Origin of the sequence: Sinorhizobium sp. CB7, assembly GCF_041357635.1 — a bacterium.
Taxonomy (GTDB): domain Bacteria; phylum Pseudomonadota; class Alphaproteobacteria; order Rhizobiales; family Rhizobiaceae; genus Rhizobium.
Genome location: NZ_JAULLL010000001.1, coordinates 585,546 through 602,795 on the forward strand (window position 1 = coordinate 585,546; position 17,250 = coordinate 602,795).

Here is a 17,250-nt window from a genome sequence, read left to right on the forward strand (position 1 = left end):
TCGGCAAAATCTTCGTTTTGCGGAACAAACTTCCGCCCGAAGCATTCCTTTTCACCGATTATTTCCTTGAGGGGAACATGAACGCAGCAGAGCAATATGAGATCTCGGATGCAGATGAAGGCCGGATCCGTCTCCTTCTCGATGCCATCATCGACTACGCAATCTACATGCTGAGCCCCGAAGGGATAATCACCAGCTGGAATGCGGGTGCGCAACGCGCCAAAGGATACAGACAAGGAGAAATACTGGGCCAGCATTTTTCGCGCTTTTATCCGGAAGAGGATCGCAGGGCCGGGAAGCCGGCCCAAGCGCTTATGACTGCCGCGACGGAAGGGCGCTTCGAGGGCGAAGGCTGGCGTATCCGCAAGGACGGCAGTCGCTATTGGGCTCATGTCATCATCGATCCGATACGCGACCACTCCGGCAGGCTCATCGGCTTTGCGAAAATTACCCGCGACCTGACTGAGCGCAAGCGGGCGGAAGCCGAACTTGCACGAAGTGAGCAGCAGTTCCGCCTGCTGGTGCAAGGTGTCACGGACTACGCAATCTATATGCTCGACCCGCAGGGCTGCGTCAGTAGCTGGAACGCTGGCGCACAACGCATCAAGGGATATCGGCCCGAGGAAATCATCGGCGAGCATTTTTCGCGATTCTACACGGAAGAGGACCGTGCCGCCGGGGAGCCGCAACACGGGCTTCGGATCGCTGCACGCGAAGGCCGCTGCGAAAAGGAGGGCTGGCGTGTCCGGAAGGACGGTACGCGCTTCTGGGCAAGCATCGTCATCGATGCCATCCGTAATGACCTCGGAGAGATTGTAGGCTTCGCCAAGGTCACCCGTGACATCACCGAGAAATTGGAGGCGCAGCACAAACTGGATCAGGCGCGTGAGGAATTGTTCCAGTCGCAGAAGATGGAAGCGATCGGCCGTCTGACCGGGGGAATCGCGCACGACTTCAACAACCTGCTGATGGCAGTCCTCGGCAGCCTTGAAATCGTTCGCAAACGACTGCCGTACGATCCGGCGATAACGCCGCTGATCGAGAATGCCATTCAAGGCGCACAGCGTGGCTCCGCACTTACCCAGAGAATGCTGACGTTCTCCCGGCGGCAGGACCTCCACCTCGAGCCGGTCAACGTGGCTAAGCTGGTTCGCGGCATGAGTGAGCTGCTGCGGCGTTCACTGGGGCCATCGACACTGCTTGAGACCAATCTCCCGTCCGACATCTCCGCCATCATGATCGATCCCAATCAGCTCGAAACAGGAATCCTCAACCTTGTGGTCAATGCGCGCGATGCGATGCCGCAGGGCGGCTCGATCGTTATTGAAGCGCAAGAGGAAACGCTATCGAAGGAGCTTGGTCAGCGCTTGCCGGCCGGTCGCTATGTCTGTCTTGCGGTGGCCGATCGGGGCGAAGGTATGGACGAAGCGACGCTCTCCCAAGCAACCACACCCTTCTTCACAACCAAAGGTGTCGGCAAAGGGACCGGGCTTGGACTATCGATGGTGCAGGGTCTGGTGGAACAGGCAGGTGGCCGTCTGATCTTGAAAAGTGAAAAGGGCGTAGGAACGAGAGCAGAGCTCTGGTTTCCTGCGACCGACGCGAATACGGCCGTCGCACCTAAGGTCGAGAGGGAAGCGCCAAAAGGTCTCGAAAGAGATCGGCACCCGCTCCGGATTCTAGCGGTCGACGATGACAGCCTTATCCTTATGAACACAACCCTGATGCTGGAGGACCTCGGGCATACGGTATTCGAGGCAACAGCCGGCTCCGATGCCCTCGATATATTGCATCAGGAGACGGTGGATCTTGTGATTTCCGATCATGCCATGCCCCATATGACCGGCTCGCAGCTTGCCGAGGCAATCAGGAAGGAATGGCCTGATATGCCGATCATTCTGGCGACGGGCTATGCAGAATTACCGCAGGGAATGAATGCGAACCTGCCGAAGCTGGGCAAGCCCTTCTCGCAACAGCAGTTGGCCGAAGCGATCCTGAAGGCGTTGCCATAGCGACTGAACATCGCATAATTGTATGCATACAATTATATTTCCTATGCCTTGATATAGCCATTTCGTCGCAGGTCGAATTTCCGGCATACGCAGTTTCCCGGAACTCTATGGCCCGCAACGTGCTGAATTTAAAGAAATATAGATCTGATGGATCACTCTGCGATGCGTCAGCGGCGCCATCGCGCTGCAGGCATGTATGCGGTCAATTCTTGACATTGTTTGCTGTCAATTCCATTTTTGACGCAAACGAGACGGACATCGCCGTCCTGCAGCGCCGCGCGTCTTTTTAGATGCACAAAGATCGCTGCATTTTGAATTGCTGCATGTCTCCTTAAATCGATCCCGATTTGACGATACATGCAGCGGCCTAGAAGGATCGTGAGATGAACTACCAACAGCAATGGCCGGCGCTTCCGCCGCTGCAGACAGGGATCAGGGGACGCTGCCCGCGTTGCGGACAAGGGCATCTTTTCAAGGGTTTTCTTACGCTTCAGCCGCGATGTGAAGTGTGCGGTCTGGATTATTCCTTCGCCGATCCGGCCGACGGTCCCGCCTTCTTTGTGATCTGCTTTGCTTGCATACCGAGTGTGGCTCTCGGCGTCTGGCTCGAGGTCCAGTACAGTGCGCCCTACTGGGTCCATCTGTTCACGACGTTGCCCTTCATGCTTCTGACCTGCATCCCGCCGCTGCGGCCGTTGAAAGGCTGGCTGGTTGCCAGCCAGTATTTCTATAAAGCTGAGGAAGGTCGGCTCGATCGACCGGAGCACAGCGCACATTGATTGCATACATTCCACGGAGAACTGGGGATAAGATTCGTCGACGGCCGCTAGAGCTGCTCAGCTTTTCATCGGGTCGCAGAACCGCTCTAACCCTTTGTTTTCAGCAATTCCGGCCAGACAATCGCTTCGCACTTCTCCTGGAATTTGCTCCAGCATGTAGCCAGGAAAATTAGAATCGACTTCGGAACGCACCCTTGACGGGTTTCATTGACGCGCTGGCTGGTCTTGGAATGTCTCAGTTTCTGCATTCATCCTGTGCTATTTGGCTTGCGGAACTGTGCCGGCGAGGGTAGGTGGGCAACACAGCCCACCACGGCCCATACCGAAAGCCCCCATCATGCATCTATCTATCGCGGAGGCCGAAAGCCTTGTTGCCGGCGCTCTGGAGCGCAGCAAAGTCAGCGCCACAAACGCCCGCTCCGTCTCGCTTGCCCTTGTCGCAGCCGAAGCCGCCGGGCAGGGCGGACATGGTCTACGCCGCGTGCCCGCTTATGCGGCGCAGTCGAAGGCGGGAAAAGTCGATGGATTCGCAGAGCCGTCGCTTTCACGGCCGACCGCGGCAGGGTTGCGGATCGATGCAGCCCACGGCTACGCTTATCCAGCGCTCGATCTTGCGGTCAAGGAATTGCCGGCCATCACCAGAAGCCAGGGCATTGCCTTTGCCGCACTCAACCGCTCCCATCATGCGGGCGTCATGGGCCTGACGGTCGAGCGCCTAGCGGATGAAGGGCTGGTGGCGATGATGTTTGCCAATGCACCGGCCTCGATGGCACCCTGGGGCGGCAAGGTGCCTCTCTACGGCACGAACCCGATCGCCTTCGCCACGCCTTTGCCCGATGCGGACCCGCTTGTCATCGATCTGGCGCTCTCGAAGGTCGCGCGCGGCAAGATCATGGCCGCACATCAGAAGGGTGCGGCAATTCCGGCCGACTGGGCTTTTGACCGGGACGGCCGGCCAACGACGGACGCGGGTGAAGCATTGGAGGGGACGATGATGCCCGCGGGCGAAGCCAAGGGTGCTGCGCTGGCACTGATGGTGGAAATCCTCGCTGCGAGCCTCACGGGTGCCAATCACGCTTTCGAGGCGACATCGCTGTTCGACGACAACGGCCCGCCTCCGGGACTTGGCCAGTTGATCATCACGATCGATCCGGCCGCTGTGAGCGGCAGAAACACGGCAGCAAGGCTCAATCTGCTGGCCTCTCAGATCACGTCCGATCCTGGCGCGCGTCTCCCCGGCCGCAGAGGCCAGAACGCGCGCAGGGACGCGATTACCAACGGCCTCTCGGTAGAGGACGATGTCATCGAGGCGATCGGAAAACTTTGAGGATTACTGAACGAGTTGCGGCTGTCGGCTGCGCGCCGCCGTCAGTTCGGAGGTCGTGTGGTTCAGGCGATCCGCCAGAACCCTCATGACTTCCACGGCCATTTCGGGGAAATCGCTGAGCAGCTTGAGGAAATGCTCCTTGCTGATCCGAAGGACTTCCAGGCGGGAGGTGGCCCTGACGGTTGCGGTCCGCGACACATCACAAAGGATGGCGATCTCGCCGACGAGCGAATTCAATTCGACATCCGCGACCTTGATCTCACCAGCCGGGCTGTCGACGATGACATCCGCCGTTCCGGAAAGAACGACATAGGCGGCGTCGCCCGGATCGCCCTGATGGAACAGATCCTGGCCGGCCTTATAGCTGACGCGATCGGACGTGAAAGCAAGCAGTTTCAGCTTTGCCGGCGCTATGCGAGCAAAGATCGGAACCCGCTTCAGCATTTCCACTTCGTCCTTCAGCAGCATGGCTGTCAATCCCCTACAGAATTTTGCCGCGCATATAGAATATTACGATAACAGTTCCTTGAACATACCGTTATTTTCCAAAAGTTCCGTATAGTTTCCGGCCTCGACCAGCGTCCCGCGGTCAAACAGGAGCACACGGTCAAAGATTTCTGAGAGTGCGGCATTCGACAGAACCCAGATGATGGCGGGGCGATGTCCCTCCTCATGCAGGTCCAGAATGACGTTTCGCGTTATCTGGTCCTGGACGCGCTGATCCAGCGCCGGAAGCGGCCTGTTGAAGATGAAATAGTCTGAACGCTTGAGCAGGGCACGCGCCAGATTGAGTTTCTGCCGCTGCACATTCGTCAGTCGCCTGCCGCCCGCACCGACATCGAAATCGAGCCCGATCGAAAGCACGCTGTCGTAAAGGTCAAGCGCGTCGAAAAGCTCGCGGATAATGCCGCGGATACGTTCGAAGGCATCGGCCTGCTGGAAGGCGATCCTGCCGAACAGCACATTGTCCATAAGGGTCGCCGACGAGGTGAAGCGCTCGGCGTCGTAGCGCTCGATCACCAGCTTGAGATCAGCCGGCATGTTTTCGTGGAAGGCCTTGCGCGCCTGGACGATCTTCGCCTTAAGCGCGTCGGTCAGAAGACCAAAACGATGCCGTGGTTCGATATAGGAAAAGGTGAGCCGGATGATGCTGGCGCGGTCTTCTGGTGACGCCTCGGCGAAGCTGCGGCCCTGCAGCTTCTGCAGCAGCGCCTGATAGGCCGGGATATCGTCCGCAGTCATGAAGGTGAGCTGCTGGAAGAAGGGATGGTCCGGCGGCAGGTCATGGAACAGCTCGACGGTGTTTTCCGCGATTTCGAGACCCATTGCATAGAGGTCCGTGCTGAGGTCGGACTCTCCGAAGAGCTTCTGGAAATAGGGATGGGCAGCGAGCTTCCTGTTGGTCATCATCGGCCGTCTCATCGTACCGAAGAGCAGGTTCTCACCAACGGTTGCCTGTTCGTTATAGGCATCGAACTCGAACGGAACCACGACGCCGTCGAGATCCTCCTCACGCAGCTTCTCGCGCAGCGCCGTGCGCAGTTCGACGATGCGGGCCGTCAGCGTCGTATGCGAAGCCGTGTCGACTGTGGAGCGCAGAGCGAGCTCGAGAATATCGTGGGAGATGAGCACGGCATCGAGCACCGGCCGGATGGCCTTCAGAAGATCGTCGGGGCCGCTTGCACCTGCCGAGGCGTAGTCGACCCAATCGCTGTTCAGATCCAGAGCAGGGTTTCCCGCCTTGCGAGCCTCGATGAGGTTCCACTTGTTTTTCAATGCCTGAGCGTCGTCGTATTCGGCGGCGATCAGCGGAGCATGCTTGAGCCCATAGAGAAGATTGTTCCTGAGCGTCCCATGGAAGAAATAAGCGTCGGAGGAGGCATAGGAGATGCGCCGGCCGGTGATCGATTCCGGCAATTCCAGGATATCCCTTCCGTCGATGGTGATCCTTCCGCCTGGTTGGGGCCAGACCAGCCGGCCGAACGCCTCCGCCAACGCCTCGACGCCGCTGCTGTTCGTTCCAATGATGGCAACCGTCTCCTGCGGCTTGATCTCGACGGAGACATGATCGACTATCCGCGCGCCGCTGTCGTCGATCAAGGTGACATTGGTCGCGACCAGTGCATGCGTCAGCGGTCCGACAGCGGCCGGCGCGACCTCCTGGATACGCGCATCGATCAGCGGTTCGACATTGAACTGCTCAACGACCTGCTGATATTTGACCTGCACGTCCTGGCGCATCTGATCCCAGTCGATCAGTTCCTTGAGCGGCCCCGGCAGATCCTTGTAGGCATTGATGACGGCGACGAGCTGGCCGATGTCGAGCCGGCCCTGCAGCGCCAGCAGACCGCCGATTGCATAGAAGAGGAACGGGGTCACCTGCGCCAGGAAATTATTGATGAACTTGACCAGGAATTTCCACTGGTAGAGGTCGTAGCGGATCGAGAAGATCCTCCCCAGCCGGGCGGCGATATCGGCACGTTCGAGGTTCGAGGTATCGTTGGCATGAATGGTGCTGATCCCGTCGACGATTTCGCCGACCCGGCCGGAAAGCTCGCGGGCCGTCAGTTGCCGCTGCCTGCCCAACTCCAGTAGCCTTTTGCGCATGCGGGGAATGATGATCGCCTGCACGCCGACGATGGCGGCCGCAATTGTGCCGAGCCAGAAATTCTGCAGGATGATGAAGCCGAGCGCGGTCGCCGCCTGACCGCCGAGGAGGGCCGGCTGCACGAAGGCATCCCCGGTGAAGCCGCCGAGTGGCTCCACCTCGTCCTTGATCATGGTCGCGATCTCGGCAGACTTCACCCGCTTGAAATGAAGCGGTGGAAAGCGCAGCACCCGGTCGACCAGCTCGAAGCGGATACGCCTCAGCATCCGCTCACCGAGACGGCCCTTATAGGTGTTGATATAGAACTTGAAGAGGCCGTTGAGGACGACGAGCGCAAGAAAGACCAGGCTCAGCGCCATCAGCATCTGCAGGCGGTTGAGCTGGAGCCCCTCGAATATTTCCACGTGACCTATAAGGGGAAGATCGTAGGCGATATGCATGAAGGTCTGCGTTGCGCCTTCACCTTCGAATCCCTGGCCCTGAATGGGACCGTTGACGATCTGCTTCGGCAGATCGAAAGACAGGAAATAGGGAATCATCGAGACGGCGACCACCAGCAGAATCCAGAGCTGCTGGAGGCGAGTATTCGACCAGATATAGCGCGCTAGGCTCTTTTCCATCATCTACCGTGAAGTTTCCGGATCAGCTCAGTCAGTGAATCCATCCGCAGAGCCAAATATGAAAGGCATGAAGAGGACTTCAACGCAACCGGGCCCACCAGTGCCAGGCAAGAGAAGAAACGGGCGAAGCGAGATACCATACCCAGCTCGCATCTGATTCTCCTTGAAGACTGTTCTTATAGCACAAAATCCTACAAAAGAGCGATATACCGATACCGTCTCAGTCGCCCCTTTGTGCCATAGCGATCAGAGTAACTCGCGGATCATTCGCGCGGTGGCCTGCGCACCATTGATGTCCAGTCCGTGGCTCTGCGGCTTCGGACTCGCAAGGCTTTCCTCAATGGCGGCGGCGAGCATACCGGCTGTCAGCCCGGTTTCCGGAAGGGTGGCCGCAAGACCCAGCCTTTCGAGGCGATCCGCCCGCACGGACTGTTCGGTTTCGCCTCCCGTCGTGAAAGGCACGAGGATCGCTCGGCATCGGGCACTTAAGATATCGCAGACCGTATTGTAGCCGGCTTGCGAAACCGACAATTCCGCTCCACGCAGCAGGGATGGAAAATCCTTGCGGAAACGGACGAGATCGACATTTGCCGGCACGTCCATCGCAAGAGTCCGGAAATCATTTTCCGGCAAATTTGGACCTGCGATCAGACACCAGCGACGATCGGTTGCGACCATCTTCGCCGCACTGATCGCCGCGCCGATCAGATCCCGCCCGACCGCTCCGCCGCCTGCTGAAACGACTATATCGAAGATTTCGGAAGGCTCCGGTGCCGGCGGTGCGGCGACAAGCCCGGTATAGGCGATCTTATCTTCGATCTCGGCTGCCAGCGGAAATGTTTCATCGAGCCTGACGAAATGCGGATCGCCGTGCACCAGGATACGATCGAAATGATCCTTCAAAAGGGCAACAGTCTCCTCGTCTCGCCCCGGCTTCCTGTTCTGCTGCAGAATATCGCGCACAGAGGTCATCAGCCTCGGCCTCGGACTTGCGGCTTTGATTGCATCGAGCAGCGGCAGGAGTTCGAAGCGCATCTGGCGGCGGCCGAAGGGAAATGCCTCGATGATCACTACATCCGGAGCTATGGCAGCAAAGGCTTGCAGCAGCAGATCCCGGCGATTGTCGAGGAATTGCTGATTCACCGCTTTTCCGTTCTCGTCCGCAAGGCCGGCGAAGCCGACGTTGCTTGCAACGACCGGCGGCAGCACGACGGATTTCACGCCTTCGCCCGGAAAACCCGGGACCGATATGCCGCCCGTGACAGTCGTCACGTCGAAGCCGTCCTCGACAAACGCATCGGCGACGCGGCTTGCGCGCGCGAGATGGCCGATGCCGAGAAGGTGCTGCACGTAAAAGAAGACGCGCGCCGCGCTCATGATGCCCCCTGCCACTCCTGTTCGAAGAGTCGCGTCAACTGATGGATGCTCGAATGATGATCGAAATGCTCGCGTACCCGCTTTTCGGCGGCAACGCCGAGGCGGCTGCGCAGCGCCGGATCACGAAGCGCCTTTTCCAAAGCGTCGGCGAGCTGTCTTGGATCCTCCGGCGGCACGACAAGGCCATTCTCGCCGTCGATCAACAGCTCCGGTACGCCCGAAACGTTTGTCGAGACGCAGACGAGCCCCTGGCTCGACGCTTCGACCAGCACGTTGGGCAGGCCGTCGCGGTCGCCATTGGTGGCGATGCGGCAGGCAAGCACGAAAAGATCAGCGCGTCGATAGTGATCGAGCACATCCTCCTGGGCGAGAGCGCCCTTCCAGAAGATCCGGTCCGATATGCCAAGTTCGACCGACAGCGTCTTGAGCTTCTTCAACTCGTCGCCGCCGCCGATATGCTCGAAGCGCCAGTTCAAATCAGAAGGCAGCAGCGCCAAGGAGTTGAGCAGGATGTCATAGCCCTTTTTTTCCACCGCCCGGCCGACGCTCAGGATGAGGATCGGATGGGACGGATCAGACCCATCGCGCTGCGACCGCTGCCCGTCGAAACGACCGAAACGCATAAGGTCCAGCCCATGGTAGCTGAGGTGGATGCGATCCTTCCGGTCCGTTAGCTGCCGCATGTGATCGTAGCCGCTCTGGGTGCAGGTGACCGTCCAGCGCGCATCTTGCAGCTTTTCCGAAAGTTCCCAATCCGCCGATGTCCAGATGTCTTTTGCGTGCGCCGAGCATGTCCAGGGGATACCGGTCATGATGCTCGCATAGTCCGTCACGGAAGCCGGGGTATGGATGAAATGGGCATGCAGCCATTGGCCGCCATCAGGCCATTCACGGGCAAGAACCAGCGCCTGGCCGAAGCGGCGGACCCTGTTCGACGTGAAATCGCGACGCAGATCCGCAAGGAACCGCTTCCATAACGGCCTGAACCCCGGTTTCGAGACGCCCCAGAAAAGCGCCTTCAACACCCGCAGCGGCTCCTGGTACAAATATTCCGGCAGATAGACGACTCGCGCCCTGATCTCGTCATGGATCGGATGGCGCTTCTTGTCGGTCGGCCTGCGCATCGAGATCAGGGTCAGATCGAAGCCGGCCCGCTCGAGCCCCAATAGTTCTTGCGCGATGAAGGTTTCAGAAAGGCGCGGATAACCCTTCAGCACCACAAGGATCTTCTTCCGGACAGGCAAGATGGTGCTCACTGTTACTCGGCAATGGCAAGCGATGCGCGACGCCCGCGGCTTTCCAGCCAATTGCCGACAGTGCGCGATATGTGATCGAGACCCTCGAGGCGCATGTTGCAGCCGCTTTGCGACGGCGGCAGCCGATCGGGAAGCCGCTTCAGGGCCTCCGCAAGCAACAGCGGATCGGCTGACTCCTCAGGCAGAAGCATGTCGATCAGGCGAAGCTCGCTTGCCCGCTGGGCGCGCAGCAACTGCTCCTCCCGCGGCTTGACGCGCGGGATGATCAGGGCCGGCTTGTCGAAGGACAGAATTTCGCAATAGGTATTATAGCCGCCCATGGCGACGACCGCCTTGGCGCCTGCGATCAGTTCCTCCATGCGGCTGTCGAATTCGATGACCTCGATCTGGGGAATGCTTTCAGCCTGCTTCAGGAGCTTCGTTCGTTCCGCCGCCGGCATATAGGGTCCGAGCACGACCAGGGCCTTATGCTGCAGCGTCGAGTCCTGCTGGTAGGCGTTGAGCACATCGTGCACGAGATCGGCGCCATCACCGCCGCCGCCTGGTGTCACGAGAATATAGTCGGCCTTTGGCTTGTGTTCCGATTTCGAGTCCTGCGAAACGCTGCGTTGAAGAAAGCCGACAAAATCCATTTTGCGGCGAACGCCGGCGGGCACGTCAAGCCCCACCAGAGGATCGTAGAAATCGGGCGGGCCATAGATCCAGACCGAATCATAGAACTGGTCTATCTTCTGTAAAACGTTGTTCCTCTGCCACTCGGCTTCGAGAAGATGCGGAGCGTCCATGATATCCCTGAGCCCGAGCACAAGTGTCGTGCCCAGAGCCTTCAGATAGGCAAGCGTGTCTTCGACCTCGCCCTTCAATCCCATCGGCTCCTTGTCGACGATGAAGATGTCGGGCTGGAAGGTTTCCGCCGTGTGCCGGATGATGGACTGACGCATCTTCAGGGTTTCATGCAGGTCGATGTGGCTGGCCATCGACGTATATTCGCCGTTGCGCAGCTTGATCACGCTCGGCACTTTGACGAAATCCACCCGGGCGCGATAGTCGAAGGCGCCAGCAATCGTCGCGCCCGATATGATCAGGATATTCAGGCCCCGGTAATCTTCGACAAGCGCATGCGCGATGGTCCGACAGCGGCGCAGATGACCGAGGCCGAAGGTGTCGTGGCTGTACATCAGGATCCGAGCATCTTCCAAGCGCTTCACCATGGGTATTGTCTCCCGATTGGACGTAACGTCTAAAGCGTCCCGAACAACCGCATAAGTTGATTATTTGTAGGGATCGGCCGCATCACGCAACCCGTCTCCCAGAAAATTGAAAGCCAAAATGACCAGAACCACCGGAATGATCGGAAACAGCAGCCAGGGATAGAAGGCGATGACGCTGACGCTTTTTGCCTCCGTGAGGAGAATGCCCCAGCTCGTGATCGGCGGCCTCAGGCCCAGCCCGAGGAAACTTAGGGCGGTTTCGCCAAGAATCATGCTCGGGATGGAAATAGTTGCTGAGGCGATCAAATGCGACATGAAGCCGGGAATGAGGTGCCGGCCGATGATGCGCGGTGTGCTGGCGCCCATCAGTTGCGCGGCGACGACATAATCCTCTTCGCGCAGCGCCAGCAGCTTGGAGCGTACCGCGCGCGCAAGACCCGTCCAGTCGATGATACCCAGGATGATGGTAATGCCGAAATAGACGAAGATCGGACTCCATGTCACCGGCATGATCGCCGCCAGCGCCATCCAGAGCGGCAGGCTTGGCAGCGACTGCAGCACCTCGATCATCCGCTGGACGACGAGATCGAAGATACCGCCGTGATAGCCGGCAAGGCCGCCGATGACGAGCCCGAGAACAAAGCTTATGGCGATACCGAGAAGCCCGATCGTCAATGAGATGCGCGCGCCGTAGATGATGCGAGAAAGCACGTCTCGTCCGAGCCTGTCGGTTCCGAGCAGGAACATCTGTCCGTCCTTGGCGGGACAGACGAGATGCAGGTCGGAGTCGAAAAGGCCCCAGAAACGATATCCATCGCCACGGCAGAAGAAGCGGATCGGCTGCACATCGTCACGGTTGTTGGCATAGACGCGCCGCAATGATTCCATGTCAAGCGTCATCGTCCGGCCGTAGACGAACGGCCCTATGAATTTGCCATCATGAAACAGACGCACCCTCTGTGGCGGCGAATGGATGAAGTCTACGTTGCGGGTATGCAGATTATAGGGTGCCAGGAACTCGGCGATAAGGATGGCGCCGTAGAGTGCGAGCAGAAATATGCCGGAGGCGAAGGCAAGCCTGTGTTGCCGGAATTTCCACCACATCAGCTGTTTTTGCGAGGCGAGATGATAACGAGACTTCGCCTGCGCGATCGTTTCCGTCTGCATCGGATCGAACGGAGCGGTCGATACGTAGTGCGGTAACGGCGCCCCTGGCTCTGGAAGGAAGGACTTCACTTCGTGCTCCTGCCTTGCAGGCGAATTCGCGGATCGAGGAAGGCGAGCGCAATATCAGATATCAACACGCCGATGACATTCAGGAACGCAAGGAACATCAGGAATGACCCTGCAAGATACATATCCTGACTTTGCAACGCCTTGATGAGCATCGGCCCGGTGGTTTCCAGCGACAGTACGATGGCCACGATCTCGGCGCCGGAAATGATCGAGGGCAGGATCGAGCCGATATCGGCAACGAAGAAGTTAAGCGCCATGCGCAACGGATATTTGACGAGTGCGCGCATGGGATGGAGGCCCTTGGCGCGAGCGGTGATGACATATTGTTTCTGCATCTCGTCGAGCAGATTGGCTCTCAGCCGGCGGATCATCCCGGCGGTACCGGCTGTTCCGACGATAATAACCGGAATCCACAGATGCCCGAGGATCGACTTTGCCTTCTCCCAGCTCATCGGCTCGGATAGATATTTCTGATCCATCAGGTGCCCGATCGATAATCCGAACCAGACATTGGCGAAGTACATCAGGATCAGCGCCAGCATGAAATTGGGAATGGCGATGCCAAGCAGGCCAAACAGCGTCAGACCATAGTCACCCCAGCTATATTGATGGGTGGCCGAGTAAATGCCGATCGGGAACGCAATGAGCCATGTCAACAGAATGGTGCTGAAGGAAACGAGAATGGTGAGCCAGAGCCGGTCGCCCACGACGTCGGAAACGGGCAACTGGTATTCGAAGGAGTAGCCGAAATCGCCCTGGAGCATGCCGCCGACCCAATAAAAGTAGCGAATGACGGCCGGCTTGTCGAAATTATACTGATGGCGCAGTTCCTCGATTTCCTGCAGGTTCGCAGCCTCGCCCTGCGCCCTTAATTCGGCAATCTGGCTTTCGAAGAAATCGCCCGGCGGCAATTCTATGATGGTGAAGACCAGGGCCGAGATCACCAGCAGTGTCGGGATCATTACCGCGATACGCCAGAGAATGTATCTGAGCACGTTAGGCCTCCTCGTACCAGAAAGTGTCCGGCATATAGATGCCGAGATAGGAGGTCGGATCGAAGCCGTAGAGCGCCTTATCGGGAACGTTGCGCAGTTTAGCCGATTTCAGGATGGGTTGCAGCGTTCCGTTTATGAGGCCGATCGAGAAGACGCCTTGGGTATAGACCGACAACATCTTGTGCCAGATCTTCTCTCTTTCGGAATATCGCGAGGTGCCGCCCCAGAGGTTGAGAAGCTCGACCAGTTCAACAGCCTCCTCAAGATCTGGCGCCTTGCCCGCCTGTCCGGCGGAGAGGTAGTGCATGCCCCAAAGCGGCCATTGCAGCTGGTCGTCCATCGTCGGCGCGAGCTGGCTTGGAGACATGTCAGCGGTCGCAACCGCGTTTTCGATGCCGAACCAGACGGACATCATGATGCTGCCGCTCATGGCACGATTGTGAAAGATGTCGCGCTGGGACGTGCGGATATAAAGCGCCAGTCCAATGTCCCGCCAATGGTCGCGGATGAGCTCGAGCACGTCGGTGTCGAGGCTGCTTTCGCCGGCGGTCTCAATCGTGATTTCGGCGCGCCGGCCATCAGGCAACAGGCGGATGCCGTCGTCGGCGCGTTTCATCAGTCCTGCTTCATTGAGCAAGGAATTGGCCTGTTCGGGATCGAATGCGATCCAGGCATCGGCGTATTCCTGCTTGAAGAGCGGGCTTTCCGGCAGCACCGTATCGGCACTCGGCTTGCCGAGGCCGTAGAAGTTGACCATGTTGATTTCGTGACGGTTGATCGCGAGCGACAGTGCGCGCCTGACCCGTACGTCACGGAAAAGATTGCGCCAGACGTCATCGGCGCAATTGAGGTTCGGCAGCAAAGCAAGGCGCGAACCGCGCGCCAGCTTCCAGAGATTGACCCTTACCGGAAAACGCCTCTCGGCATCCTTCAGGAAAGCATAGTCTGTGAAGTCGATACCCGTTGCCTGTAGGTCACTTTCGCCGGCGCCGGTCTTTGCGGCGATGATCGAGGATGAACTGACGCCAAGAACGAAGCGGTCGATATAGGGCAGTTGCAGGCCGTTTTCGTCGATGCGATGGAAAAATGGATTGCGTTCAAAGACGAATTGCTCCGCCGGCGGCGCCGTCGTGTTGCGCCACGGATCAAGCACGGGCAGCTCCGGATTTTCCGGCCGGGAGGCGCGCGACATCTTGATATGAAGGTCAGCCCATTTCTTCACCCGGTTCTGCTTCATCAGCGCAGACAGGCGAAAATCGTCCTGAAACTTCTTATGGAACTGTCTCAGATAATGGCCAGGCCCGTAAATGACGAGCGGCAGCGGTCCGGCAAGCGCGGGCAAGAAGTTGGGATTGGGTTTGTCCCAGCTATAGCGGACGGTAAGGGAATCCACGACCTCGAAGTTCGGCAGGCTTCCGTGCGGGCGCAGCTCCAGCGCGCCGCCGCCCGGCGTCAGATCCCCGTTGAGAATGACGTCCTCCCACCAGTAGCGGAAATCATCCACGGTGAAAGGGTGACCGTCCGACCAGCGGTGACCTTCGCGCAGCGTGAAAGTGAAGACGCGATCGTCCTCGGACTGGAAGCTCGCCAGAATATCCGGCTGGAACCTCAGGTTCTCGTCATAGCCGACGAGCCGCGAATAGCCGTAGACGGTCATGTAACGGATGTCGCGCTGGCTTCCGATGATCGTGCGCACGGTGCCGCCATACTGTCCGGGCTCGCGTCCGAGCTTCTTCATGTTGACGATCCTCGGATGCGCGGGGATACGGTCGACAAGGGGCGGTATACGGCCTGCCCTCAGCCAGGGCTCCAGAAATACGGGCTCGATGTCCCGGTCGGCGGCGGCCCGAGTGGCCGCCGGAAACATTGTTGCTCCGAGAAGACCGAGAAAAGTGCGCCGCGTTACCAAGAGCGTAGTTCCTGTGCGCCGAGGCCGCGACGGGCGCGCACGAAATGTCCGCCGCCGAGATCTGCATAGGAAAGCGCTTCACCGCCTTCCGTCTCGGTGAACTGCTCACCCCAGTTCTGCTTGCCCGAGGAACCGGTCTTGTGCAGCGCCTTGAAATCGAGCGGCCTGTCGAGATCCGGGAAGGGCACAGCGGCAAGAAGCGAACGTGTGTAGGGATGAACCGGATCGCGAAGGATGATTTCGCGCGGCGCGATCTCGACGATTCGACCCTTGCACATGACGGCGATGCGATCCGCCATGTAATCCACGACGGCCAGGTTGTGCGAGATGAAGAGATAGGTAAGCCCCAGTTGCTTCTGCAGGTCCTTGAGCAGATTGAGGATCTGCGCCTGCACAGACACATCGAGCGCCGAAACCGGCTCATCCAGGATCAGGAGCTTCGGACCGAGGGCGAGGGCGCGGGCGATGCCGATGCGCTGACGCTGGCCTCCGGAAAAACTGTGCGGATAACGGCTCAGATAGCGCTGGTCGAGGCCGATTGCGCCCATCAGCGATTGTACCTTTTCCCTGCGATAGGCGCTGTCGCCCCGCCGGTGGATTTCCAGCGGCTCGCTCAGGATGTTTCTCACCGTCATGCGCGGAGAAAGCGAGGAGACGGGGTCCTGGAAGACCATCTGGATATTCGTCCGCAGCTCCTGAAGATCATCGCCGCTCACCGCCAGGACATCGATCACCTCGTCGCCGTCATTGAAGGTGACCGAGCCGTCGTCGGGCGTGACCGCACGCATCAGTATCTTGCTGACCGTCGTTTTGCCGCAACCGCTTTCGCCGACGAGCCCGAGACATTCCCCGCGCCGGATGTCGAAGCTGACATCGTCCACAGCTCGCGTGGCGGTTCCCTGCCCCCTGGCGAAAAAGCCGCCGCCTCGCGTGGAAAAAGTCTTGGTAAGATTGCGGGCGGAAAGAAGGATCTCCGGCCCTGCGGTCTTGCGTTCCTTCTTGTCTTTGCTGAGCAGAGTATCGAGATTAACCGGCACCTCGCGCAATGCTTTCAGCCGCTCGCCCGGTTTCATGTCGAAATGCGGAACCGCCGACATCAGTCCCTTCAAATAGGGATGTCGAGGGCCGCGGAAAAGCGCCTCGACTGGTCCCGCCTCCATGATCTCGCCGTGATAGATCACCACGACCTCGTCGGCCATATTCGCGACAACGCCGAGATCGTGAGTGATCAGCAGCATCGCCATGTTGAAGCGGTGCTGCAGATCGCGCAGCAGTTCAAGAATCTGCGCCTGGATTGTCACGTCCAGCGCCGTGGTCGGCTCGTCCGCGATCAGAAGCGCCGGCTTGCAGATGAGCGCCATCGCGATCATTGCGCGCTGGCGCATGCCGCCCGATAGTTCGAAGGGATACATATCGTAGGTGCGATGGGGATTGGCGAAACCGACAAGGCCCAACATCTCCTCGGTTCTTTCCCGTCTTTCCTTCTTGGGGCAGTCCTCGTGGATCTTCAGAACTTCGCTGATCTGGTTGCCGACCGTATGCAGCGGCGACAGCGACGTCATCGGCTCCTGAAAAATCGTGGCCATGCGGCTGCCGCGCAGTGCGCGCATCTCGATGCCGTCACGGGGGAGCTGCAAGATATCCGTCTCCGTCCCGTCTTTCGGATCGGTGAACAATATGCGACCCGATGGCTGCGCCTGTTGCGGCAGGATACCCATGATGGTTTGGCTGATGACTGATTTCCCCGAGCCGGACTCGCCGACCAGGGCAGTCACTTTTCCCGGCAGAATACGCAGATTGGCGCCTTTGACGACGCGCAACCGCTCTCCGAAGATCGAGAAGACGACGTCGAGATTTTCGATACGCAACAAGTCAGTCCCAGGCGCCATGCCAAAGCCGTTCCCGATCCATGTAAGTGTG

Annotated in this window: 12 protein-coding genes; 3 read left to right on the forward strand and 9 right to left on the reverse strand. The window is 58.9% G+C overall.

The annotated features are described in order from the left end of the window. Window positions 1-77: 77 nt before the first annotated feature. From AAE029_RS02720 to AAE029_RS02730, 3 genes are all read left to right on the forward strand, one after another. Window positions 78-2,012 (forward strand): PAS domain S-box protein, encoded by a 1,935-nt coding sequence (locus AAE029_RS02720; protein ID WP_371071247.1) that lies wholly within the window; start codon window positions 78-80, stop codon window positions 2,010-2,012. Window positions 2,013-2,395: 383 nt separating this feature from the next. Beyond that, window positions 2,396-2,791: a DUF983 domain-containing protein gene (locus tag AAE029_RS02725; RefSeq protein ID WP_371071248.1), complete on the forward strand. Its 396-nt coding sequence runs from the start codon at window positions 2,396-2,398 to the stop codon at window positions 2,789-2,791. 337 nt (window positions 2,792-3,128) lie between these two features. Next, window positions 3,129-4,118 (forward strand): Ldh family oxidoreductase, encoded by a 990-nt coding sequence (locus AAE029_RS02730; protein ID WP_371071249.1) that lies wholly within the window; start codon window positions 3,129-3,131, stop codon window positions 4,116-4,118. 3 nt (window positions 4,119-4,121) lie between these two features. Here the strand turns inward: AAE029_RS02730 and AAE029_RS02735 are convergent, their stop codons facing one another. The 9 genes from AAE029_RS02735 to AAE029_RS02775 form a co-directional block, all read right to left on the reverse strand. Next, entirely contained in the window at window positions 4,122-4,586 is a 465-nt protein-coding gene (locus tag AAE029_RS02735; protein ID WP_371071250.1) for a cyclic nucleotide-binding domain-containing protein, read from the reverse strand. 42 nt (window positions 4,587-4,628) lie between these two features. After that, window positions 4,629-7,346: an ABC transporter transmembrane domain-containing protein gene (locus AAE029_RS02740; RefSeq protein WP_371071530.1), complete on the reverse strand. Its 2,718-nt coding sequence runs from the start codon at window positions 7,344-7,346 to the stop codon at window positions 4,629-4,631. A gap of 246 nt (window positions 7,347-7,592) precedes the next feature. Beyond that, window positions 7,593-8,723, reverse strand: a complete 1,131-nt coding sequence (locus tag AAE029_RS02745) for a glycosyltransferase family protein (protein WP_371071251.1) — start codon at window positions 8,721-8,723, stop codon at window positions 7,593-7,595. Continuing rightward, window positions 8,720-9,967, reverse strand: a complete 1,248-nt coding sequence (locus AAE029_RS02750; protein WP_371071531.1) for a glycosyltransferase family 4 protein — start codon at window positions 9,965-9,967, stop codon at window positions 8,720-8,722. The genes AAE029_RS02745 and AAE029_RS02750 overlap by 4 nt, the downstream gene beginning before the upstream one ends. A 14-nt stretch (window positions 9,968-9,981) precedes the next feature. Beyond that, complete coding sequence (locus AAE029_RS02755; protein WP_371071252.1) at window positions 9,982-11,190, reverse strand: glycosyltransferase family protein; 1,209 nt, start codon at window positions 11,188-11,190, stop codon at window positions 9,982-9,984. A 60-nt stretch (window positions 11,191-11,250) separates the two neighbouring features. Further along, on the reverse strand, window positions 11,251-12,357 hold the full coding sequence (locus AAE029_RS02760) for an ABC transporter permease (protein WP_371071532.1): 1,107 nt from the start codon (window positions 12,355-12,357) through the stop codon (window positions 11,251-11,253). A 65-nt stretch (window positions 12,358-12,422) separates the two neighbouring features. Next, the gene (locus AAE029_RS02765; protein ID WP_371071253.1) at window positions 12,423-13,421 is read right to left on the reverse strand and encodes an ABC transporter permease; all 999 of its coding nucleotides are present in this window, start codon (window positions 13,419-13,421) and stop codon (window positions 12,423-12,425) included. A 1-nt stretch (window position 13,422) separates the two neighbouring features. Then, window positions 13,423-15,330 carry an ABC transporter substrate-binding protein gene (locus AAE029_RS02770; RefSeq protein ID WP_371071254.1) on the reverse strand — a complete coding sequence of 636 codons (1,908 nt, stop codon included), beginning with the start codon at window positions 15,328-15,330 and terminating at the stop codon, window positions 13,423-13,425. Beyond that, a complete protein-coding gene (locus tag AAE029_RS02775; protein WP_371071255.1) occupies window positions 15,324-17,219 on the reverse strand; it encodes an ABC transporter ATP-binding protein in 1,896 nt (631 codons plus the stop codon). The genes AAE029_RS02770 and AAE029_RS02775 overlap by 7 nt, the downstream gene beginning before the upstream one ends. Window positions 17,220-17,250 lie beyond the last annotated feature (31 nt).